Annotated in this window: 21 protein-coding genes, 1 tRNA gene and 1 pseudogene; 12 read left to right on the forward strand and 11 right to left on the reverse strand. The window is 59.7% G+C overall.

Annotated features, from left to right (window positions below):
• Positions 1-14 precede the first annotated feature (14 nt).
• Entirely contained in the window at positions 15-5,231 is a 5,217-nt protein-coding gene (locus tag ACP2YO_RS25075) for an alpha-2-macroglobulin family protein (RefSeq protein WP_426433853.1), read from the reverse strand.
• A gap of 279 nt (positions 5,232-5,510) precedes the next feature.
• Here ACP2YO_RS25075 and ACP2YO_RS25080 point away from each other — a divergent pair.
• Both ACP2YO_RS25080 and ACP2YO_RS25085 read left to right on the forward strand, forming a co-directional pair.
• A tRNA-Arg gene (locus tag ACP2YO_RS25080) sits at positions 5,511-5,587 on the forward strand.
• Positions 5,588-5,721: 134 nt separating this feature from the next.
• Entirely contained in the window at positions 5,722-6,444 is a 723-nt protein-coding gene (locus ACP2YO_RS25085) for a hypothetical protein (RefSeq protein WP_426433854.1), read from the forward strand.
• A 349-nt stretch (positions 6,445-6,793) separates the two neighbouring features.
• Here ACP2YO_RS25085 and ACP2YO_RS25090 read toward each other — a convergent pair whose 3' ends face one another.
• The 3 genes from ACP2YO_RS25090 to ACP2YO_RS25100 form a co-directional block, all read right to left on the reverse strand.
• Entirely contained in the window at positions 6,794-7,264 is a 471-nt protein-coding gene (locus ACP2YO_RS25090) for a hypothetical protein (RefSeq protein ID WP_426433855.1), read from the reverse strand.
• Positions 7,265-7,529: 265 nt separating this feature from the next.
• On the reverse strand, positions 7,530-8,318 hold the full coding sequence (locus ACP2YO_RS25095; RefSeq protein ID WP_426433856.1) for a hypothetical protein: 789 nt from the start codon (positions 8,316-8,318) through the stop codon (positions 7,530-7,532).
• Between the two features lie 81 nt (positions 8,319-8,399).
• The gene (locus ACP2YO_RS25100; protein WP_426433857.1) at positions 8,400-8,693 is read right to left on the reverse strand and encodes a hypothetical protein; all 294 of its coding nucleotides are present in this window, start codon (positions 8,691-8,693) and stop codon (positions 8,400-8,402) included.
• Positions 8,694-8,834: 141 nt separating this feature from the next.
• On the opposite strand from ACP2YO_RS25100, the gene ACP2YO_RS25105 reads away from it, so the two are divergent.
• The 7 genes and pseudogenes from ACP2YO_RS25105 (at position 8,835) to ACP2YO_RS25135 (ending at position 11,377) form a co-directional block, all read left to right on the forward strand.
• Positions 8,835-9,248 (forward strand): hypothetical protein, encoded by a 414-nt coding sequence (locus tag ACP2YO_RS25105; protein WP_426433858.1) that lies wholly within the window; start codon positions 8,835-8,837, stop codon positions 9,246-9,248.
• Positions 9,249-9,272: 24 nt separating this feature from the next.
• Positions 9,273-9,587, forward strand: a complete 315-nt coding sequence (locus ACP2YO_RS25110; protein ID WP_426433859.1) for a hypothetical protein — start codon at positions 9,273-9,275, stop codon at positions 9,585-9,587.
• Positions 9,587-9,704, forward strand: a pseudogene (locus ACP2YO_RS25115) (SOS response-associated peptidase); the annotation flags it as partial. The gene ACP2YO_RS25110 and the pseudogene ACP2YO_RS25115, both read left to right, overlap by 1 nt.
• 426 nt (positions 9,705-10,130) lie before the next feature.
• Complete coding sequence (locus ACP2YO_RS25120) at positions 10,131-10,331, forward strand: hypothetical protein (protein WP_426433860.1); 201 nt, start codon at positions 10,131-10,133, stop codon at positions 10,329-10,331.
• Positions 10,332-10,488: 157 nt separating this feature from the next.
• Positions 10,489-10,644, forward strand: coding sequence for a hypothetical protein (locus ACP2YO_RS25125; protein WP_426433861.1), 156 nt, complete (start codon positions 10,489-10,491; stop codon positions 10,642-10,644).
• A 119-nt stretch (positions 10,645-10,763) separates the two neighbouring features.
• A complete protein-coding gene (locus tag ACP2YO_RS25130; protein WP_426433862.1) occupies positions 10,764-11,051 on the forward strand; it encodes a hypothetical protein in 288 nt (95 codons plus the stop codon).
• Positions 11,048-11,377, forward strand: a complete 330-nt coding sequence (locus ACP2YO_RS25135) for an SOS response-associated peptidase family protein (RefSeq protein ID WP_426443312.1) — start codon at positions 11,048-11,050, stop codon at positions 11,375-11,377. Before ACP2YO_RS25130 ends, ACP2YO_RS25135 begins: the two co-directional genes overlap by 4 nt.
• 134 nt (positions 11,378-11,511) lie before the next feature.
• Here ACP2YO_RS25135 and ACP2YO_RS25140 read toward each other — a convergent pair whose 3' ends face one another.
• Complete coding sequence (locus tag ACP2YO_RS25140) at positions 11,512-12,864, reverse strand: transposase (RefSeq protein WP_426433863.1); 1,353 nt, start codon at positions 12,862-12,864, stop codon at positions 11,512-11,514.
• Between the two features lie 557 nt (positions 12,865-13,421).
• On the reverse strand, positions 13,422-14,720 hold the full coding sequence (locus ACP2YO_RS25145; RefSeq protein WP_426433864.1) for an AlbA family DNA-binding domain-containing protein: 1,299 nt from the start codon (positions 14,718-14,720) through the stop codon (positions 13,422-13,424).
• A gap of 358 nt (positions 14,721-15,078) precedes the next feature.
• Here ACP2YO_RS25145 and ACP2YO_RS25150 point away from each other — a divergent pair, with 358 nt between their 5' ends.
• Together ACP2YO_RS25150 and ACP2YO_RS25155 are read left to right on the forward strand one after the other, a co-directional pair.
• On the forward strand, positions 15,079-15,939 hold the full coding sequence (locus ACP2YO_RS25150) for a phosphotransferase (RefSeq protein ID WP_426433865.1): 861 nt from the start codon (positions 15,079-15,081) through the stop codon (positions 15,937-15,939).
• 64 nt (positions 15,940-16,003) lie between these two features.
• The gene (locus tag ACP2YO_RS25155; protein ID WP_426433866.1) at positions 16,004-16,645 is read left to right on the forward strand and encodes a hypothetical protein; all 642 of its coding nucleotides are present in this window, start codon (positions 16,004-16,006) and stop codon (positions 16,643-16,645) included.
• Here the strand turns inward: ACP2YO_RS25155 and ACP2YO_RS25160 are convergent.
• Entirely contained in the window at positions 16,590-17,357 is a 768-nt protein-coding gene (locus tag ACP2YO_RS25160; RefSeq protein ID WP_426433867.1) for a hypothetical protein, read from the reverse strand. The genes ACP2YO_RS25155 and ACP2YO_RS25160 overlap by 56 nt on opposite strands.
• Before the next feature lie 123 nt (positions 17,358-17,480).
• Between ACP2YO_RS25160 and ACP2YO_RS25165 the strand changes: the two genes are divergently transcribed.
• Positions 17,481-17,612 (forward strand): hypothetical protein, encoded by a 132-nt coding sequence (locus tag ACP2YO_RS25165; protein ID WP_426433868.1) that lies wholly within the window; start codon positions 17,481-17,483, stop codon positions 17,610-17,612.
• 26 nt (positions 17,613-17,638) lie between these two features.
• On the opposite strand, the gene ACP2YO_RS25170 is transcribed toward ACP2YO_RS25165, so the two are convergent.
• From ACP2YO_RS25170 to ACP2YO_RS25185, 4 genes are all read right to left on the reverse strand, one after another.
• Complete coding sequence (locus ACP2YO_RS25170; protein WP_426433869.1) at positions 17,639-18,631, reverse strand: hypothetical protein; 993 nt, start codon at positions 18,629-18,631, stop codon at positions 17,639-17,641.
• Positions 18,609-19,028 (reverse strand): hypothetical protein, encoded by a 420-nt coding sequence (locus ACP2YO_RS25175; protein WP_426433870.1) that lies wholly within the window; start codon positions 19,026-19,028, stop codon positions 18,609-18,611. The genes ACP2YO_RS25170 and ACP2YO_RS25175 overlap by 23 nt, the downstream gene beginning before the upstream one ends.
• Before the next feature lie 286 nt (positions 19,029-19,314).
• Positions 19,315-22,605, reverse strand: a complete 3,291-nt coding sequence (locus ACP2YO_RS25180) for a hypothetical protein (RefSeq protein ID WP_426433871.1) — start codon at positions 22,603-22,605, stop codon at positions 19,315-19,317.
• An 88-nt stretch (positions 22,606-22,693) separates the two neighbouring features.
• On the reverse strand, positions 22,694-22,921 hold the full coding sequence (locus tag ACP2YO_RS25185; protein ID WP_426433872.1) for a hypothetical protein: 228 nt from the start codon (positions 22,919-22,921) through the stop codon (positions 22,694-22,696).
• Positions 22,922-22,980: the final 59 nt, after the last annotated feature.

The raw sequence follows: 22,980 nt of genomic DNA on the forward strand, positions 1-22,980 counted from the left end.
CGTCCCCGCCTCGCTCATTTCGCCGACTGCACCTCGACGGTGCCGGTGCCGGTGCGGCCGTAGCGCGAGGGATTGTACATGTCCTCGACATAGGCCTGCGGCAGCACGTATTTGCCCGGCGACACCGCGCGCACGACATAGGCGACCGTGAACACCGACTTGTCGTTGGCGGCGCGGTCGATCGCCGCGGTGAAGCGGTCGTCGCGGAACTGGGTGTCCTTGGGCTCGACGCCGTCCTCGATCCAGTCCAGCGTGCCGGAATCGCCTGACGACACCAGATGCGGGTTATCGATCTCGAGCCCGGCCGGGAGATAGTCGGCCACCATGATGTGCCCGAATTCCGGCTTGGCCTCTGTGACCTTCAGCACCACCGCGAAGCGATCGTTCTGTTTGGCCTTGGACACGTCTGCCGGCTTGCCGTCGAGCGTGAAATAGCTGCGCTCGATCTTGAAGCCGTTGGAGGCTGCGGGCTCCGGCGTGACCGGCGAGCCCGGCACCGAGACCACCGCCTGCACCGGTGCGTCGCCGGTGTTGGTGATCTTGAGCGGCTGGCCCGTCATCTCCTCGGCCTTGTAGCTGCGATAGACTGCGGTCTTGACCGATTGGCCGTTGATGTCGAGCCCCATCGTCTCCTTGGCGAGCGCACGCGCCGCCAGCACCATCCACGCATTCTCCTGCGTCGAGGTGTAGGGGGAGAGTCCCCGCGCCGCTTCGACCCGCAGTACGGCCTGCGTCAGCGTCGCGCGCGGCGCGTTGCCTTCGCCGGCGAGCGAGACCAATGCGGCGGCATCGCGCAGCGCCGAGCCATAGTCGACGCGGCCGAACTCGAGCACCGGTTTCGGGTTCAGCGCATCGAGCGCCGCGCCGTAGACCCGCTCGGCCCTCGCCTTGTCGCCGACCAGCGCCAGCGCAGCGGCCAGTTGCGCCTTGGAGATCGGCGTCGCCAGATTGTTCAGCTTGGTGTCGGCGAGATAGCGCAGATCGCCGATCGGGGCTGCGCCATTGCGCGCGAGCACGTAGAGGCCGTAGGCCAGATCGCGGCCGCCGTCCTTCTCCGGTTCGTTGGCGTTGACCACCGAGTTCCTGACACGGTCGAGCGCGCTCTTGAACAACACGTCCGGCACCGCAAAGCCCTTTTCGCGGGCTCGGGTCAGGAAGTCCGTCACATAGGCATCGAGCCAGGCGTCGTCGCCGCCGGCCGACCACAGGCCGAACGAGCCGTTGGAGCCCTGTCGTGCCAGCAGCCGATCGATCGCATCGCGGATGCGCTGGTCGACGGCGGTATCCATCGCGAGATGGGCGCCGGCGGCGAGATCGTTGACATAGAGCAGCGGCAGCGCGCGGCTGGTGATCTGCTCGGAGCAGCCATAGGGGTAGCGGTCGAGCGCTTGCAGGATGCTCGCGGCATCGAGCGCGGTCGACAGGCTCGCCGAGATCGAGACGCTGCCGGTGCCCGGGACGAGGTCGGAGAACATGTCCGACGTCAGGGTCAGGCTCTCGCCCTTCGCCAGCGTGCGGATCGAGCGGCGCGCCAGCACCTGGGTCGCCGGCTTGACGTCGAGCGCATAGTGCCGCGCCAGCATCAGCCCGTTCGGGCCGGATATGTCGACGTCGAACTCGGCGCGTCCGGCGCCACCGGCTTCGAGGCCGAGCGCCAGCAACGAGCGCTGCTTGGCGGCAAGCTTGACGGTCGTGGCCGGGTTGCCCGAGACCTTGACCGGGCCCGACGCCTTGACGCTGACGACATAGTCGCCGGCGGCGCCTTCGACATTGTCGATGTCCATGCTCATGGTGCCCTTGTCACCCGTGAGCAGAAAGCGCGGCAGCGTCGCGGTCAGCACGATCGGATCGCGCACGGTCACGTCGGTCGTGGCGCGGCCGAGCTTGGTCGCGCTCCACGCCACCGCCATCACCCGCGCCGTGCCGGCGAATTCGGGGATGTCGAAGCTCACCTCGGCGGTGCCGTCGGGGCCGACCGTGACAATGCCGGAATAGAGCGCCAGCGGTTTCTGCGTCGGCGGCGAGCCCTGCAGCTCGCCACCGGCGTCGCCTCCACTCCTGATCTGGCCGATGGTGCCCTGCATGCCGTCGATCAATTGCCCATAGAGGTCGCGGATCTCGGCAGTCAGACGGCGCTGGCCGAGATAGTAATCGTCAGGCGCCGGCGGCTTGTAGTTGGTCAGGTTGAGGATGCCGACATCGACCGCGGCCAACACCACCTTGGCGTCCTCGCCCGGATTGAGCCCGCCGAGCTTTACGGGGATCTTCAAGGTCGAACCCGGCCGCACCAGCGCTGGCGGAGATAGCTCGACCGAAAGCGTGCGGGTCTTCTTGTCGATGCCGAACCATTTCAGGCCGATGGCGCGGCCGGGCATGCGCCCGGCGGCGGCATCGAGCGGACGGCGCAGCGTCGTCATCACATAGGCGCCAGTGCCCCAGTCCTTGCCGACGGGAAGCTTGACCTGCTGGGTACCTTCCTTGACCTCTACGCTCTGGGTCATCAGCAGGCGATCGCCGAGCACGTAGACCGAGAGCTTGCCGGCCGTGCGCGTATTGACCGTAACGGTCATGGTGTCGCCGGATGCGTATTCCGGCCGGTCGATCGAGGTCTCCAGCAGATCAGGCGTATCGGCGCTGCCGTCGGAATACCAGCCGACGTCGAACTGCACCGAGGTCAGCGGGCCGTCGGCATCGGTCGATTTGACATCGAGCCGGTAGCGACCGGGCTGCGGCTGGAACGTCAGTCGCATCGCCTTGTCGGCCGCCAGGGTCACGTCGCCATCGGCGACGCGCTTGGTCGATTTGACCGGCTCATAGTCCCACGACGAGTTCTGCCGGTACCACTGGTAGCGCGACTCCAGCTTCAACAGCTCGTAGCGCAGCCCGTCGCGCGGCAATTGCTTGCCGTCGGGGGCGACGAACACGACGTCGAATTCAGCCTTGCCGCCCTCGGCGACGCTCTTGTCACCGAACAGCGGCTTGACGCCGATCAGCGCGGTCGCGGGCGCCACCGGGAGTACGATCTTGCGCTCGACCGAGCGGCCACCGGTCTCCGCCATGCGGATGAAGATCTGGGCCTCTTGCGGCCGGGTCGAGGTCGGCGGCTTATCGAGCTTCACCGGGAAGGTCGCCGCGCCATTGGCGTCCGCTTCGGGGAGGTCCTCGATCGGGGTCCGCTCGTTGCTCGCAGTCTGCTCGTCGTCGACGCCGAATTGGTAGCCGGGATAGCCCGGCCGGCCAGCGGCCGCCGGTGCGACCAGCATGTCGCCTTCGAGCTGTAGACCGGAGGCCGGTGCGCCATACAGGAAATGGCCGTTGACCTGAAGTTCCACCGGAACTTCAGCCTTGATCAGCTTGTCCTTGGCAGTGAGGTCGAATTCGATCCGCTCGGGGATGTAATCCTCGACCATGAAGGTGGTCTCGCCGACCGAATTGCCCTTCGGATCGGTGAACACCCGGACCCGCCAGGTGCCCGACGGCACCGCCGAGTTCAGCGCCACCGACAAACTCCTCCCGCCGGCGCCCTGGTCCGGCAACACGGCGCGGCGGAACTCGACGCCGTCGGGCCGCTCGATCACCATGGTCAGCGGGGTTCCGGTCAGGGCATTGCCCTGCCCGTCGCGCAGCAGCGCGGTGAGATAGACGGTTTCGTTGGAGCGGTAGACGCCGCGCTCGGCATAGACGAAGGCGTCCGCGCCGGTCGGGATCGCCCTTCCAGCGACGCCGCGATCGGTGAGGTCGAAGGCGTTAGACTTCAGGCTGAGAAACGCATAGTCGGCCTTCTCGCTGGTGACCGTCAGCAGCGCCGGCGACAGCCCGCCCTCGCCACGCGCCAGCCCGGATTCGAACAGCACATGGCCGGCCGCGTCGGATTTGCGGGTCGCCAGAATCTCGTTGTTGCGGGCGACCAGCTTCACCTCGGCATTCGCGACCGGCTCGGTCGAGGCCAACGAGTTGACGAAGACGTGGATACCGTCATTGCCGGAGAACGCCGACAGGCCCATGTCTGAGACGATGAACCATTGCGTCGCCAGCGAGGCGTCGTCGTCGCTGCCCGGCCCCTTGGCGGCCGCGGTCATCACATAGACACCCGGAGCGAGGTCGCCGAGCGCCTGGTCGACCGGGAACGCGGTGACGACGTCCTGGTTCAACGTGGTCGCGGTCGCGAGCTCGCCGGACCAAACCTTGACGCCGCGCTGGTCGCCGAGGTCGGAGAGCTGGTAGCGGCTCAGCGAACTCTGGAAGTCGCTATCGATCACCGTGTTGATCAGGTTGCGGTCGCCGATCCGGAACACGTCGATCGTCACCGCCGGCGTGTTGACGCTGACCACCGGGATACCGCGCTGTCCGATCCGCGGCAGCACATAGGCCCGTCCGGTGAAGCGCACGAAGGGCTTGCGGTCGCGGACATAGATGTTGAACTCGGCCGATTTCGGCAAGCTCTCCTTGACGCTGGACGGCAGCCCGGCGCGCAGATTGATGTTGTAGCGCTCGCCATGCTTCAGCCCGTCGACGCAGAGCTGCTTGTCCTCCGCCGATAGTGCCGGCTTGTCGGTGCCGGCCAGCGCGAGGAACGGCGCGAAGTCGACCCGCTTGGCGAGGTCCTCCGAGAACTGGAAGCAGGCCCGCGGCGAGGCGGAGTCGGAATCCACGCTGTAATCGAGCAGCCGGAAGCCGTGCTCGTCGCGCATCTTCTCATACTGGCCGCGCACGTCTGCGACCTCGCGCAGGTCGAGCGACAGGCGCAGCGCATCCAGCGCCGGCCGCCACAGCTTGCGCTCCGACAGCGCTCTTCCGAGCACAGCCAGCGCATCGGCCTCCTCGCCCTGGTTTCCGGCACGCTGATAGGCGATATAGGCCGCGGTCGAGGCGCGCTCCATCAGGAAGGTCTGTTCGCTGGAGCTCGCCGAGCGGATCTGGAAGATGGTTTTCGCCAGCCGCAGCCAGTTGGCGCCGTCCTCCGGCGTCGTAGCGGCGATCTGGCCGAGGATCTGCAGGCCGGAGCGGAAATCGTTGCGCCTGAACGCGGCATCGGCATCGGTCTTGAGCGTCGTCGCTGATTTGTTGACGGCCCCCGCCTCGGTCTTGATCTGGGCCTCGAGCTTGATCGCGGAATCAGCGAGGTCGTCGCGCTTGAACGCCTTGTCCGCGGCCTGGGCCACGCCAACACCAAGGCTGAGGCCAAGCGCCAGCGCGGCGCAAAATGCTGCGGCACGAATCAAACCGACCATGATGGAGCTCCCTGGGCCGCGGGCTTCAGCCGCGTGACAGACAAAAATGCGCGAAAAGGTGACGGAGTGAAGGCGTCAAGATGAACGAACAAGAATGTCGCAGCTCGCATGGCCATATCATCCCTCGCCCGCCCGGCGCCGGACCGGCGCAGCAAGCCGCCTGGCGGACCGCCTCGCACGGTCCCCCACTCGCCTTAGTCGCTTGCCCCCAAATTTCGGTTCGGACGGGCTTGGCAGAAAAGCGGATTTTTCATATTGGCGGTGCTAGAAGACGGCGACGATCCCGTAGCTCAACTGGACAGAGTAGCGGATTTCTACTCCGCGGGTTGCAGGTTCGAATCCTGCCGGGATCGCCAAAGACTTTTTTTATATTTAACTTCAATTACTTAAGTGCAGCATGTCTAACTTTTCAGGATGGTTAGACAACGGCCGCGAAAATCAGATAGCACCCTCATATGATCGACTTGCATTCGACAACCGAGGATGAGTCGTGAACGAAAATAATCGCGCGACACGATCGATTCCATATCGACAGCACCGAGTATTGTTGATCGCCCTATCCTCGCTGTCAGGAGCGGTCACTGCTGGCGCGATGATGACAAGCCTCGGCATTGGCGGCAGCGTCAGGTCAGGATTGATTGGCTTGATTGGTACGCTTGTCGGCAGCGGCATTAGCTTCGGCGCCGTGGCGTTTCACGATGACAGGCGTCAAGCGAACGAGATCAAGGCTATGGAAGCAAGTCTCTATGCCGAGATCGTCGATCGAGTTGCACGATGCGCCAACGATTACATCAAACCATGGAGGAATTTCACGAGAAGGATAGAAAGTGAAGACGCCAAATTTCTACCGTCACTCCCGCTGGTGCTGCCCGCTGTAGCGGGGAAGCTCGGATTGCTCGACGCTGAGATACTGCTCGCCGTGACACAGTTTTATTTTCGCCTCTCTGTTCTAAGAGACGCAATCGAGCTTGTTTCGAAGGAGCCTAAGACGAGTGAAGAATTCCGCTTGCAGCGCGTTGAAATGATCCAAAAACGATTGCTCAGTTGTTTCGGTCCGGCTCTCCGTTCAATGGAATTGCTCGGTGTAGCGGACTACAAAAAGTTCGATCAAGAAGCCGTCAGAGTGTACCCTCATCTAAAAGAGGAGCCGGGTGATTTGCGCCAAATAATCAAGAGATTTGCTGACTTGGCGGCGGAGAAAGATATCGTCTGAAAAGGTAACGAAAAATATCAATCAACGAGCCGTGGCGTAAAACCAACGCCATCCCAGCGCCTCGGCGCGGCGCCCAGGGATGCGTTCGAACCGGCGGCTGGGCTGGCCCCGCTTGTTGCGGCGAATGGTGACAAGAGTTCTCAGGGTGACGATCGCCATGGCTTTAGGCCGGCCGGGATTGGCGGCGATAAGGACGTGTCTGTATCAGCAGCTTTCTTGCGGCTTGGTGCAGCATAGGCGACCACACTGGACCATCGGATGTTCATCAAGCCAAGTTCTGTATCAACAACCACAAACTCCCCTCCGTCGTGCGCAAAGGCTCTTTGAACCGGAACGGAGACGTGACCGTCTACGACATCTGCCTCGGTCCGTTTGTGGTTCCAGAGAAATTCTTTTTGATCATGAAATGACATCCCGCCGACGTAGACTGCCTCCGATCTCTCGACATTTCCTGCCCATGCTTTGGTGCAGGCTGATCAATGCGATCGATTTCGCTGATCCGAAATAACTGCCCCCGAGAGATGGTGGAGGCCTTTAGCACGTCGGCCTGCGCGAGAAGGCGAATAGCTGTCTTCTTGCTAGTCTCTGAGAGAGCGGATTCGAGAAAGCCTAGTACCGCGCTGGCGCCAAACACCCACTCGGGCGATCCAATAAATCCCAATCCGGTCGATACCCCGCCGAGACCCTTTGCTGCCTCCGCACGCATCGCAGCGATCTTCGCGAGTTCGTCGGCAGGATAAAGTCTAATTCCATGTACCTTCAACATTTGTCCTGAAGGGAGTAGGAGCACAATGTGTTCTGAGGAGTCCTGAGCAATCAAGTGGTTCTCCAATGCGGTAAAAAAGGCGCTTTAGATTACGGCCAACACAATCAGGCGCGCGAACATACTAGCAATCGCCCAATTCCGTTAATGCCGACCTGATCTCGGCAACATCGGTCCGCGTCAGGGTGCGGCAGCCGCGCCGCGACCGCGACGGCACCGCGAGCATGCGGGGGCGCGGCGGCAGGATCAGCGAGCGGAGGGCGATGCGGCCGATAGTGGTGAGCGCCGTGGCACAGTTCAGCGAGAGAGCATCCTATTAATGTTACCGCACAATACAAACACCGCCGGAGGCAATCCGGTGCTTTTGGCATTCCGCTAAAGTCCAGAAAATTCCTAATACGTGTCCGTTCTTTTCAAGCGTTGCCGAATCTGAGGGCAAGCGGTCGAGATTCGCCAGCTCGTAATCGAGACATTTCGACATCGTCTCATAAGACGGAGGTTTTGCGCGCTCCGCGACCTTAACGCACGCGTCAGCAAGTTCACGCGGCACGACCGGGAGAGTATAGATCACCTTTTCATACATCTCCTCCTCGAAGACAAGACACTCTCGGTGCCAAAACTCAAAGCTCTGGTCTTCGATTTTCTTAAGTGCCACTTTGTCTCCATCAAGTGTCCTCAACAACCCAGCCTCACTTTCCGCAGTTCCAGTTGCATCCCATTGTTCACGGCTGCAACGACGGATGGAAATCTCGTTGGTTGCTTCCCTCCTTTGAGCGACCTCTGGCTGCGCGGAAGTCGCGTGTTCTGGCGTCGGTTCAGTTGTTGGCTGAACACTTGGCGGCTCGGATCGTTGGGGGGGCGCGGCAGCGCTCAAAGGCACATAGTCCGGGTGCTCCTTGCAATCTTCCGTCCCAAAGCAAGAGGGACGCGCCTTAGCGGCGTCTCCGTTCGACGCAGTTGCGGAGACTTGGCGCTGCGGCGACGGTTCGGTTGCTGTCGCGACGTTGGGCGGCGTCGATAGGTGCGTCCAGATAAAGTACAGAAAGAGGGAGGGAATAACGATAAACCAAGGAAAAGGATTGCGTCCCTTCTGGGGGGCATGACCACTCATTAAAAAATTTCCCTGCGGCGGCCAGCGTGCTGGAAGTTTTCGGATCGTCACTTGCAATTACTTCAAAATATTCCTCTGAAGCTAACCTATTCCAGCAATCTCCGCCAGCGCAGCTCTGATCTCAGCCTCGATCTCGGCAACATCAGCCCGTGACAGATGTAGCAATCGCGCCGCGACCCGGCTCGGCACGGCGAGCATACCAGCGCGCACCGTCCGTAGAATCCCGGACCACTCGGCCTCGACGGCGGCGGCCTCGACCAGTTCGCCGCGCAACCGGGCTGCCTTTAGTCGGTTCAAATCGGCCTTGGGCTGCCGCGAGCCGGGCACGCTGTTTGGACGCTTCAGCGAGCGCCGGAGTGCGGCCGGTCCACCCATGGTGCGGTTTCATCCTCAAAATTTTGCAACGGCCGTCCGCAATTGCCCCTCCATCCCACGACGTGCAGTAGCAGTCCCGCGCATCAATCCCCAACGGATTGATAATTTGCACCGCCGTCAACGCTACGCTTTCATGCGGTCATGGGCACCAAATCACGGGAGACCATCTACGGCGGCTCGGTCCGGGCATCAGCCGAGCAGGCCGCTGAGGCGCGCAGGGTAGCCGACCGTCTAGCTTGCGAAGCCTGGAACAAACGCATGCTCGCCTTCCAAGGGCCAGCGCAGCCATCTCCGGCACTGGGCGACGCGCTCAACGCTGATTATAAGTATCTTGAGGTGAAGTGCCTCGGGTGTGAGACGCATCAGACGGTCGCGCTGGATATCGTGCGCCGACCAAAGGCGACGCCGATCCACGAGCTGGAGCGCTACATGCGCTGCAAGGATTGTTCTGAGGTTCGGGGGTACCCATACAAGCGCAGCCATCTCGTGGCGCTGCGGCCGACGAAGATTTCTGCTAGTAATCCGCCGTCAACATGTTGGCCGGGGAAGCGATAATTTTAAACCCATTGGGAGGCGACAATGAAGAGTTTGGACGTTCAGGACCTCTTGGAATATTCACGCGCCGCAGTAGCAGTTTTACGCACCCTCCAGATCAAAGATGCCACGATGAGCTATTCGGACTTTGCCAGGGCCATCGGCCTGATCGAAAGCCCAGAGGAGAAATGGCAGCCATGGCATCGCCAACAGACCGAAGCGATATTGAAAGCAACTGCCGCTATTGAGCAGAAAGCAGGCAAGAAACTGATGAAACTAGAGTACAAGCGGATCGTTAACAAGATCACTGGACGGTCAGGTGGCGGCATTTCTAAGCAGAGCGCCATCGTTACAACCTGATGTGCAACCCCTATTCAATCACCAACCAACCAAGCCGCCATCCTGGCGCTCTTCCGCGTGATCAATCGCCACGTCGACAACTTGCAGCCGATGTGTCCGGGCATCGTCATGGACCATCCCAGCTAATGAAGCCGATGGTGAGGCGGATGACCTCCGCTCATTTGCTCCAGTCGTTGCTCTAGCTGCTCGTTGAGAAGCATCAGCGCTCTAAGCGCAGTGCGCAGATCACCGTCGCAAGCGGCGACGATCTCGTCAACCGCCAGTTCGTAGTACTGATCAAGAGCAGAGTTGGTGCGTAGGCGTGACATGCGAACAACATACAAACAGAAATCTGTGGATGGTGCGCAAGCGCGTGCATTTTCCCCGCAATTCACAAGTCACGCGGCTTGCACCTTGGTTTGTTTCCGTTTCCAGAACCGCGAAAACTCAAGCGGCAGGCGTTGCACATTTACAACCCGCGCGGACATCCGAGATACTAAGCTGATCGGTCGAGACCGAATTTAATTGACGCCGCTTACTTCAATACAATTTTGCGGGTGAGAAATGTTTGATGTCTATCGCAACGATAAACGTGACTTGCTCGTCCTTAGCAAAGGCTCCGAGATACCCGTGCTTGGCCCTCGGAGCAAATGGCGCAAGAGTAGAAAAAGAGTTCACAAGGTCAGCGACGAGATCAGGTCAGCCGTTCAAAGGCAAGGCTATTACGTCCGGAGCTTGCGGGCCGTCGGCAAAGAGTTGATCTAGGTCGAGTGCGTCGGCGGCTGGTGTCCTTAATATGTAACCTCTACAGCATCACCACCAACCAAGAAGCCCTGCGTGGCTTGCACCGTAATGTCGAGCGGGTGTTTAATCCTGACCGTAAGGATCATCACTGGGGGAAACGGAAGCTAAAGAGGGATCAATGATGATGCCACACAATACTGCCGACATCGCCGCGTACATCGTCGAGCTGACAGAACGAACACCGGCAAAAGATCGAACGATGGAATATTTCGACAGCGCCGTCGAGCGCAAATTCCCCGGTCTCGATCTTGATCAGCTTCAGCGGCGAAATTGAAGGCGGCTGGGCGATGACCGCGTCAAATTTGATCCAATTCATTGGGGCGGATTTCAGAGGTCGGTAATAACTTCACGCCAAGGTTCTCCAATCCACTGGGGCAGCACCGGAGGATCGCAATGAAACACCACCATCATTTGGAGGCGCACGCGCATACCGCGCCAAGGGGCATGTCGATAGAAGCAAAGAAGATCACCGCGCTGGTCGCAGGGCTTCGCAAGTCCGTTTCCGATATCGACAAGGAACGCGCGCGGGCCAAGGACGCTTCCGATCCGGCACTCATGATCACTCTGGATACACGCCGCAACAATCTATTGGTTACTGTTGCCGCGTTTGAAGACCGTCTGTCAGCTATTCAAGGATTGCTTAAACTGAACCGGCGACACGTTGCGCATCGAATGCACTGACAGCATTTCTCGTCGCGCTGAACGACGACCGACCCTTGTTCGCGTTCGCGGGCATCTGGACGACGTTCAACGGAGATCGCGGCACCAAGTCCAAGCCAGTGCCGGGACCACATCAGGTCAATGGTTTTCTCACGACATCCCCGAACGCAATCGTCGAGCCGATCCATCCGAAGGCCATGCCGGTGATTCTGACGACCGACGAGGAGCGTGATGTTTGGATGCGCGCGCCATGGGATGAGGCGAAGGCGTTGCAGCGGCCATTGCCGGATGACGCACTCAAAGTTGTCATGAGAGGCGCGGACAAGGAGGATCGGACGGCAGATTAACGGGCCTTCGGGGAGAAAGCGGACATGCGAAGACCTGTCGGCCATGTCGCCGAATGACCGATTTTGTTGAAAAAGACCGGAAGTAATTCGTCGCAATGACGAGTACTGATGCAGGCGAACGGCTCCGGCTGTTCTTATGCGAGCCTCGGAGTGGGTATCGGGATCAGCTTGGCCATCTTTCGAAGGTTCTGGGCGGTGGCTGCGAGGATGAACTCATCTCGGGCTCCGTTTGGGCCTCGTAAACGTAGACGGTCGAGCCTGAGAATGCGCTTGAGGTGCGCGAACAGCATCTCGATCTTTTTGCGGAGCCGACGCGAGGTGCCTCCTTCCCACGAGCCTGCGATCTGGCGGGCCATGTCGCGAGCGCCCTCATAGATTGAGCGCGGCACCCTCCGTGAAGGCTGCTTGGGGCAACACCGGGATTTCAGTGCGCACCGATCGCAATCGCGCTTGCTGGCCATGTAAAGCATCGTGGCGCCATCATTCACCAGCGTTCCCGTCGTGGTGAGTACGTTGCCGCTGGGACAGCGGTACACGTCACCTGCGTGGTCATAGGTGAAGTCCTCGCGCGAGAATATCCCGTCTGTGCGGACCGACTTGTCGAACACTGTGACGTGTGGCTCGATGCCGTGCTCGTAGACTAACCATCCGAGCATCTCGGCCGAGCCATAGCCGCTGTCGCCAAGGAGTTGGCTCGGATAGAGATCGAACCGTTCGAGCGAGCGCTCAATCATGCGCTTGGCGGCCAAGACCTCAGCCTGCCGGATTGCTGTTGTCGCTTCGACATCGACGATGATCGCATTCTCGATGTCGATCAGGTAGTTCGTCGAGTAGGCGAAGAAGGCTTGGCCGCCGTGCGCTCCCGTCCAGCGCGCCGCCGGATCGGAGGGCGACACAAACTTCGGGGTAACCTCAGTCGCCGCGCCGAAGGCGGCATCGTCGAGGGCAGCCAGATACTCATCGATGGCTCGTCCAGTAGCCTCAGCCGGAAGCCCCTTGTCACCTTCGATCCCCTTCTGTCGATTGGCATCGGCTTTGATCAGGCTCGCATCGACTGCAAATCCGTCCCCACCGACCAGCCGCTCCCTGATGCAGCGGCGCAAGACGCTCTCGAACACACGACGAAACAGATCACTCTGCCGGAAGCGGCCATGCCTGTTCTTGGAGAACGTCGAGTGATCCGGCACCGTCCCATCCAGGCCGAGCCGGCAGAACCACCGGTAGCCCAAATTGAGATGAACCTCATCGCACAGTCGCCGCTCCGATCGGATGCCAAAGCAGTAACCGATCAAGAGCATCCGGATCATGAGCTCGGGATCGATCGAAGGTCGACCGATACTGCTGTAGAAAGGCGCCAGGTCCTGCCTGACCTGATCAAGGTCGACAAATCTATCGATCGACCGGAGCAAGTGGTCGCTGGGGATATGCCTTTCGAGCGAGAACTCATAGAACAACGCAGCCTGTTCGACTTGCCGATGCCCCATCATGATCTTCAGTCCTGCCAATTAGACAGACTGAATCACTGATACCCCTGCGTCGCAACAGCCGTCTTTTTCAACAGAATCGGCCCATACCTGACGTGACCTTAGACGCAGCCAACGTCCGCTCTTAGTACACGGATGACGCTGCATGTGCACGGTAGAACGAGCCCGCAATTCTCCGGTATTGAAGCAGCACCATCAATCGCTAGGATCGCTTTCCGCGGCCTTGGGACCCACCAAGTCCCTGGGTTGAGGGGTGATATTGTCAAAGGAAGAACTCGCCAAAGACGCGGTGGAAATATTCCGGCTTCTACGCGCGCTTCGCGCGATCAGAGACCGGGCGGGAAGACAGCACGTCGTCGAGGTGGTCGAAGCGATGGCGGAGAGCCGAGCGGCACCTGACGATAAAGCCGGTATCGAACGACCCGATTAAGATCGTCGGTCAACCAACTCAATGGTCGTGGTAGCGATTGTGTATCTGCAATGCGGCACGGTCGCCCTCTGCCCCCCATCAATCCCTCCGCAATCCCTATTCAAGCACCGCGCGGACCACGCCCAAGCCCTCAAGGCAGCTTTATCTCAGGCCAGGTTACGCCTAACTCCCACGATGGGTGATAACCGCCCAAATTCCATACGTCTTTGTCCACGGTCATCATTAGCTCGTCGAACGTTTGCGCGTCGCCGATCTCGTAACGTGGGAACGTCGTGCTGCTCACAGGGATTAGAGCGCGAGGCGAAGTCGCGTAACCGATAGTGAGAAGCGGGTCCGAGGTCATCAACTCGACCTCTAGACCAAACTGCTGAACAGGCCGAGAGTTGGCTGCTCTGATCAAAGCCGCAGCATGAACGACACAGGCGACGTTCCAGTGCAACTCCCTCATGTCGAGGTGCCCGTGACGTGGTCTGCCCTTTTCGGGCTGCTTCTGCCAGACGAAACGCTCAATAAGCCCCTCGCTAGTTACCCGGTCAAGTCCAAGACTGTTGGTGCCCTTGAACTCTCGCTCGACAGCCCTGAGCCGAGGTTGCCACACTCGGGTTGTATCAAGGTCCTGCCACCAAAGCTGGCGGATTTGTCCAGTACCGTCGAATGGACGTGTCTCGATTTGATTCAACCACGGTTGTTTCGAAATGTCCGTGAGCGCGAAAGGAGAAAGGGGCCGCGCCGTGACACGGAGCGCCCAGAACCCGACCCACACCCTCGTCGCTCCATGCTCAGTGTCGATGCCTTGGACGCCGATGTATGGATGTGAACGTTGGTGTTCGTGGGGTATCCACGAATGAAATCGGTAGCTGCTCTGCTCAAAGGATTTCTCCGTATCTGCCGCCGAGCGAGTTTTTTGGCGCACCATCTCTTGGATTTCGAGCATGCTCATCGGCTCGGCGCGGTCGTTTCGCCTGACGTAGCAGTGTTTACTCTGTGTGTGCCGATGCGGCGCGAGGTAAGATTCAAGCGTTCGCATTATGATTACGCCGCTCGTGCCATCCTTCTCCGTCACGACCCCCTCGCATTCAAATACCGGCAACTTGGGCTCTACCCGATCGCTGACGGCCTGATGCAATCTAGCCGCCGCTTCCTTGCAGCGGGGGATAGGAAACAGCGGCGGCTTCGCTCGCTTCGTTGCTCCGTCCTCGCCGATACCGACGATGAGCGTCCCACCTAATGTGTTAGCGAAGGCAATGATCTCCTCTGCCAACTCCTCCTTCGCGTCTTCTCCTAGCTTCCCGCCAGTCATCCACGGGTCTGCCCCCTTCTTGGCAGGAAGACCGCGCTTCAACTCGAAGTCTATGGTTTCGGCCGCTTCATCCTCAATGACAGCACGTACTTCGGATGCGACGACTTCTGAGAGGCGTGTGGGAAACATCATTCACCGAATAGTTTGTTATAGCTCAAGATATCGAATCGAACGTTTGAAAGTTGCGATCGTTGCCGGTGACATCAACCTCTGTAGGCTGGCGAATATTGTCGAAGCGCTCGCAATAGAAACGCAATCGCGCTCCAATTTCGCTTTCAATCGGTGCAGCTTCTCGAATTTTTACCTAACGGCTCTCGATGTACGGCGTCTCAGAATAAAGATCAATCTTTCCAAGAAGCGAGTATAAGGATGCCAGCCGTGCATGAAGAACTCAAACTTGGCTAACGTTTCGCCGAGCGCACAGCATCTGGCCGCTAAGTAGGCACTAACCGACCGGACTGAGATCGCTGGACCCCCAGGGAGAACAATGGGCCAATCGCATACCCCACGAGAGGCCGCAGCAGCCAAAGCCGTCGTTCGACTAAGTCACCGCCTTCGCCTCGACCGTGCTTACCCCAATCCCTTGCCCTTGCCCACCCGAAGGCGCATCGCTTTCCAGATTGCGCCACATGTCGTCGCGCGAGCCATTTCCAACGAAGGCAACGCCTTGACCTATATGCGGCAAGAGTTAGACGTCGCACGTTACCTCCTCAAAAATGGTGCCCCAGTTGTCGGACCAAGCGCTGAACTGCCGGAGTGCCCCCACATCGAGGGCGGCTTTGTTTTCACGTTCTGGGAGTTCGTCAAGGATTTGAACGCAGCCGAAGACAATGCCGAGCACGTCGCACTTGCGGCGGATGCGCTGCGACGCGTCCACGAGGGCCTCAATGGGTTTCGGAGCGAGTGGTCGTTGCCGAAATTCTCGGTGCCAATTAACAATTGCCATGACCTGCTGATGCAGGCGGCGTTGACTGGACTCCATGAACGAGATCGCTCTTTCCTGGTGAGTACCTTCGACCATCTTCGCGCTTCAGCGGACAGCCTGTCGATGGACATGAGGCCGATCCACGGCGACGCTCACCTTGGAAATGTGTTCATCACCGCGGATGGCGCGCGCTGGAACGATCTTGAAGATGTCTGCTGCGGTCCACGCGAGTGGGATGTGAGCTGGTTTTACAAGAAAAACGATCTAGCTGTGTTCGAGCCGCTTAACCGCGAGCTTGTCTCGACGCTCCACTACATGCGTAAACTGTGTACAGTTGTCTGGTCTTATCAATCGAATGACCTCGAAAGGCACAAGGCGGCGGAGTGTATTCTCGCGTACCTCAAACAGTCGCGTCTTTTTTGATCCCTTAGAATATCATGATCAACGGCTAGTCTTGAATGCTTTGCACGGCTAAGCGATGGTACAGATGATCGACCTCCAGTCGTTGTGTTCTAAGTTCGCCGCGTCCGTAAAGCGCGGCGACGTTGAGATATACAACGAGTTCAGTCTACAGCATGAGCTAGGCATCTTCCTTCGGACGGAGATTGCGGGCAACAAGGTTCAATTCGAGCGCAACGTCAGTTTCTTTTTCCGCTCGGACGGGCAACCGTTCACGAAGAGAGAGATCGACATCGTCGTCTACTCTCCCAACAAGAGCGATTTGTTGGCAGCCATTGAGTTGAAATATCCTCGCAACGGCCAGTACCCGGAGCAGATGTTCAGCTTTTGTAAGGACATCGCCTTTTGCGAGGAGTTAAGGCGAAGTGGATTTCAGTTTGCTGCTACGGTCATCTTTGCTGACGACCCTCTTTTCTACAAAGGCCCATCCGCCGGCATTTATGGGTATTTCAGAGGCCAAAGGTCGCTTACAGGCGCGATCAAGAAACCCACCGGAAAGCAGCGAGAGGAAGTCACCCTGGCTGGAAAGTATGTCGTGCACTGGAAGCCTGTCACAGGCAGTTTAATGTACACTGTCGTCGAAGCGTCGGCGATCCGAGCACCCGAAGGGAAACTCAGCGCGATTGCAGCTTGGCTATCGCGCGCGCGAGATCGGTTCGACGGGGTGTAAATGACGCAATCGAGCCAATCACACTCTCGCACGAAAGCGGCTCGCGGCCAGCTCGCGCTGGCGCCAATCGAACTCGGCGCTGATGCTCAGCCGCCGCCACCTTCCGCGCCAACACATCCGAGATGACCTCATCGATCTCAGCGCCATCCAACGTGCGGTTCATGCGCAGCGCGGTGCTCAACACGATCAGGACATCGCCATAAGGCATCAGTAAATCGCGCGTGGCGACATCGCAGTGTGCGATCAACGTGTCGATTGCTTGCTCGCTGTGGCAGATCAGCAGGGCAAGCTCGCGGGCCTGCCGGAGATCATCGGCCGGCGGCTCGGGCTCGCCTTCCAGCAATATACGTTCAGCCGCGCGACCGGCCATCAGCTCGACAATCTGACCATAAACGCTGCCGAAAATATCTTCGACCGAGCCGTGATCCTCGCCAGCTTTGGGCATCATCGGCGCAAGGGTCTCGCGGATGTGTGTGGCATCGCCAGTACCATCCTTCAGTGCTTCCATGTGACCTTCACCCCAAACACGGCCGTCATAACCGGGACCGGGATCGACGGTCGCGCCGCCGAGAGAATGACCGAGCAGTCGGGCCGCGACGGCATGCCCAGCCTCGTGCACAGAAATTCGCACATCGGCCTCATACGTGCGGCCGGGCACGGGGCATTCCTGCCCATCATCGTATTCGTCGGAAGGGGCAACTTGATCATTCATAGGCATTCTCCTTGCGGCCACCACGCATCGCGACGAAACGTGGTGGCCGCTCTGCCGGCGGTCCCTTCGCCGAACTGTTACGAACGCTTGCTCATGCGCTCGACCATGCGCTGGCGGGCGCGCATGCGGATCACCGAGGTTTCGCGTTGGGTGCGCGGCATCGCGCGTCGCATCAACCGAGCAATGGAAGCCGGCATACGATTCGCATTGTCCCGGTCGATGATCCAACCATCGATGCGCGACGAGACCTCGTGAGGACTCCAGCCCGGAGGGCCTTTCATTTAATAGCGACCTCGCGATTGATTGTTGACAAAGCCCGGTCCTCGATCAATCGGCTCGAACTCGATGGAATCCGAAACGGTGACCGGGTCCCGCGTGCTAACCGCATCGGCAGCGTCCAGATCGAAACACTGGCGCGGATCAGGATGCTTCGGCCAAGAGTTCAACAGCTTACGGCGCCGCGGATCAGTGACTTCAGCGCCGACGTTGAGTTTCAATGCGCGCTCCGCCAGATCAGGAGGTAAATCGACATCGCTAAATCGACGGACGACGCGCTGGAAGCCGGTCTCGGGGTCGATAAATTTGATGTCGCGCATCGCGAAGAGCCGCGCGAGTGGCAGCTTCGGCTCGGGCACAGAGGCCGACGCCGGAGCCCGCTCGCGCGGGATCGGCGCATCGCCACTCTTGATACGATCCGCTGTAAAGAGCAGTTCTTGCGCGACGAATGCGCCGGCAGCTTCGACCTGACCAACCGCGTTCCGGACATAGTCACTCATCTGCTGGCTCTCGAAATGCCAGTCACCGACATGCATCAAGGCGTCGGCGAGTGCGCGGCCGGCCTGTAGGAAGGTCGGCAGCGCCTCATTGATCACCGCAACCCGACGCGTCACCTTCTCGGCGACCTGTGCGCGTTCAACAGCTGCACGCTCGGCCGTAAGCTTCGCTTCGGCGTCCGCAACCCGCTTCTGCTGTGCCGTGAGGGCGACCTCCCAGCCGCTCAACTTCGAGGTACAGCTATCGAATTCGGCCTGAAGTTCCGCCGCATGCCGTTCATCGGCGATATCACCTTCGAGCGCATGCTCAAGGCGCGCCGCGTTGGCCTTCGCCAGTTCCGCTTGTGCAGCCGAGCGCTTCTCGGACAGCACCTCGGCGCGGTTGCGCGACGACGCGAGATCGGCTTCCAGCTGTTCAATCATGGTCGTCTTTCGCTTGAAAATTCTCATGGCCGTACGATAACGGGATTTGGCGCAATCACTGTGCGGTTGCTGCCGCATCCTGGGCGATTTGATCTCGCTTCTGCCGTGCCAGCCGCATCTCCGCGGATTTTTTGGCTCGCGTCTCGCAAGCAAGGCGAGAGGGCAAGCCCTTGTTCCGCTCGACCCATTCCAGCAGCCGTCGCAGGCTGAACAAGCAGATGCCGCCGCGGCGAATGCCGAGCGGGAATCCTTCAGTGGCAGCGGCTTCGAACCACCGAACCGCCGTGTCCGCTGATTTGCCAATAACGAAGCCGGCTTCATCCGACGACAACATGTCGGCGTCACCAGCATCGACCCAATCGCCTGGGTGCGGATGCCGCGGCGGCATTGCCGCAACCCGCTGCAATATGCTCGCCACCTGTTGCAAAGTGTTCGCCTGTTCGGTCAGAAGATCGGCGATATCGTTGTCGGTCATAGGGATATGTTCTCACGCATTAAACCGTGTAAAAAAATAACGCCTGATCAATGGCTTAGGCGAACGCTGGCGCTGGGACTATGGATCGCGTCCGCGAGACCCACATAGGCGGCCGCAGGTTCCAGGACCCCAGACGGGGAATGCTGGGAAAGAGGGGAATGTTGAAGCAGCAAAAAACACTCCCACCCTTGATCGCCGTTCCTCCTTTCCATTTTTTCCTTCTCAAAATGTCAGGCTGTAAACTTTCCCCTCTTCCCCCCTTTTCCCCCGCTCACCGAGCGATCGATCAGAACGGATCGGGTTCGAAGTCGTCAGGCGAAGCGGAAACCGCCCTCTCCTCTGCGTCTTCCTGCTGCACTTCGACCCTGTAGGCGTTCTCTTGGTGGCCTGCCACCTTGCGCAGGACGGCGACGACATCGCCGTCGATCCATGTGGGCCGGTCCGTCAGGTTCTTCTGAAACAGCTTGCCAATACCCCGGACGGTGAGCTTGTCGATCGGCTTGTCAGTCAGTTCAGCGAGCGCGTCGGCGAGTTCCTGCGCGCGTTCTGCGCTTTCCTCGACGAACGCGTTTGCCGCGTCCAGGGCCAACTTCACTTGGCGCGCCGTGAACGGCTTATCGCGCCAACGCTTTCGTAAGATGCTCAGCACACGGGACGCTGTAGTCGCTTCCTGATCGTCGGCCTCGCCCGCCCGCAGCAGCTCCGAAGAGTTGAAATTGATACCGAGCAAGCCCGCGGCATACTCCACCGGCCACCCGATCGAGGTCCACCAGACCTTGAAGCGAGTCTTGGCGATCTGATCCTTGGGTCGTTGCGAGGCGCCGCCAATCAGGATCGTATAGAAAGCACGCAGGATTTTTGCGCGGTTCGCCTGGCTCCAACTCAACGGATCAGGGTGAACAAAGGATCGATTTTCTGGGTCCGGACGGTCCACCTTCAATGCAATGACGAACGACCGGCTCGCCATCTCGCCGAGCGGCGCGATCGAGTTACCGGTAAAAATCTGGATAGTAGTGGACGCGACGCACTCCACTTTAGAAACACCCAACACGCGGTCGGACGTTTCCGTCGCAGTAAGCGCAGCCTCGATATGCGGGCAACTAATGTTCGAGCCCCGAGCAATGTTGTCCCAGACCAGCGTGGCAACGCCCTGCCGGAGATATGAAAACACGGCCTTTTTCCGCTCCTCCACGCTGTCGGACCAGTTCGCCGCAGTGGCGCGTCGTCCCAGAACAGCAGCGATGATCATGCCAACCAATGTCGTTTTTCCGCCTCCACGCTGGCCAGCAGTCACGAAAAACGCGGGCCGCTCAGGCAACAACGCCCGCTGCAGGATGGTGAGCGCCAGCAGAACCGCCACACACTTGCCTGCCGGGTCGAGCGCAACGTCAACGAGCCAGTCGTTGAGTAAAAATTTGAGCGCATCTTTGATGTTCTCCTCTGTCGGAGGGGTCGTCGGCACGCACGAGCGCAGCACCGGATCGATGCGATGAAACAATCCAGTCTTCCGATCGAGACCGACGCCATCGATCACGCGGCCTGACGGCATCACCAAAGGTGAAGTATTGATTGCGTGAGCGACGGGTATCGCGCTGCTAGGATACTCCATCAGCGCCTTAATAAACGGCGCCGGCAGACATGCAAAATAAGGGCTGTTCTCCCTATTCCTCGCGGTCCAGCACACGAAGTTTTCAACGAGCAGTTCAGTACCCGTCGCGGTCAGTTCAACAAACACGGGCTCCGCAGGCGGTTCAATGATTTCGGCTTCATCATTGAGGGAATTTGCGCCGTCAGACGTAAGCAGATGCAGAGCCCACGGCTGCTTATATTCCACTCGCACCAGAGCGCCCACAGCATTCCGCATCGGCGGTTCATCGCCCTTCGCCTCTGCCAGAACCTCGTCAAGGAACGACACGACCGGCGTAAGTTCTCCATCCGGCTCGGGGCGCGGCCGGACAATCCGGCCTTCAGCTTCGGCCTCCATGGAAGCCTGGTTGGCCTGGACCGCTCGGGTGTTCTGCTCCTTCCTAACTCGGTCCTTGATCGGTTTTTCGCGAACGCCAGTGGTCTTCGACACCAGCTTAACAAAGGCGGAAAGCTCGTCTTCCTCGATCTCGGTTCGACTCAAAATCTCCATCGCGTGATCAACTGTGGCGTCAGCGATCTGCTCGAAAGCTGCTTTTGCAGCCTTAAGATCATACTTGAGTGAATAGATGCTGCGCCCATGGGCAAAGCTATGGATGATCAAGTCACCTTCGGTTCCCATCATGACAAGCGCTTTGCATCGGCCGTAGACGATCCCTTCCATCGGGTCAGCCAACGTTTCGCCAACATAGCGATCGGGATCGGCCAGGACCGCTCCGACGTTGACCGAGCCGATGTGATCAAATTCCAGTTCGACATCGGGGAAAAGCACGCCTTTGTGTCGCGCAGCGACCAGCCGTCGCGCAGTGACAAGCGGCAACCCGGACGCCTTTGAGATTTTCTCTGCAAGTTCACCATCGTGTTTCGTGCGAACCTCGCGCGCAGCCTTATCCAGCGCATTCACACTTTTGTCTTTCGCTTCAGCGAGACGGTGGCGCTCGTATTTACTGAGCGGAGGCCCAGCCCGCACCGTATCGATAGCGACTCCGTCGAAAGCAGCAGGCTGGCGTTTGGTCTGATCCTGCGCCAACGGCGCGACGAGGCGGGGTGCCCCTTCGAAGCACAGGCGCTCACCCGAGCCGACCATGCGATCCACGATGGAACGGTCGAGCAACTGGCCGGCCTTACCGACCATGTGCCAGCCGAAGCCGTTCAACCAACAACGATCGTGGAGCGCTTTGAGGAACCGGTCGATGTCGCCGCCATCTTTAACAAGCACGAAATGATGTGCGCCATTCGAACCAACAATCTGGTCGTTGGTGTCAGTCCGATAGAGGCCGGCGCTCGTGCTGGCTCGGCTGACTCGCGCAGCGCGGGCAAGCTCCGGCGCAACCGACAGGAGCGCGGCCCACATGCCGCCCATCGCGTCGATCTTTGTCTTCAAGTCGTCGGTCATGCCTTTGCTGTCAAAGTCGATCAAAGCCCAAGCGGCAACGCCAGGCAGATAGTCGATGTACCCCTGCGCACGGGCGATGGCCCCCTTCGTCTTGGGGAGATGAGCCTTCGTGGTAACCTTAACGCGGCTCGCGAGGACAGACTTCAAGGCACCAAGTGCGAGCGCCTGGTCGGAACGGCAATTCGCCACGATCTCCGCCAGCGCCGCCGCAGTCGGGACGAACGCGCGTTCAGCCGTGCCGACGGCCATTCGGCATTCCGATCCGTCGCTATGGACCTTACCGTCATTCGTCAGCGAGATAAGCTTCGACATCAGCGCCGGCACATCACGTTTGGTGATCAGCGTGATCTGCGGCTTCATCGTTTCGCCGGCTGATGCCTTGCTGGCCTCAGGTTCAGCACCGGTCGGTTCACCGTTCAGCGGATTGGGATCGAGCGCGTTCGCAGGCACCAACGGCTCGCAGCCAGAGGCAATCACGCGGCGCATCAAATCGCCGCCGGCTTGCGAATAACAATCTTCAGGAATATTCTGCTGCATAACGGCTCCCATCGCCGTGTTAAAAAATGAAAACCCGCTCTCTGGTCGCGCTTAGAGCGGGTTTTCGCGTGTTTGGAGGATGACGCGCTTAGCGGCACGGAGGATCGCTGGACGACTTCGGCGGAGGGCGACCCTCGCGCAGAATCTTCTCCCACGCGGCCGCAGGCACGCGCAGCAGCCGGCCGAAGCTGACGGTCGGGATTTCGCCACGCTCGGCAGCAGCGTAAGCGCCATTGCGGCCCAGGCAAGCCATCCGACCGGCCTCGGGCACGCTGTAAGTCAGCGGCTTGTCATTGTTTTCTTTGAGTTTTTTCATGATACGCTCCATCCCTTTTTGTCTTGGATTATTCAAGACAATACCTGCCCCGCCTTGAC

This window comes from Bradyrhizobium genosp. P (genome assembly GCF_049949265.1).
In the GTDB taxonomy this organism is placed as follows: Bacteria; Pseudomonadota; Alphaproteobacteria; order Rhizobiales; family Xanthobacteraceae; genus Bradyrhizobium.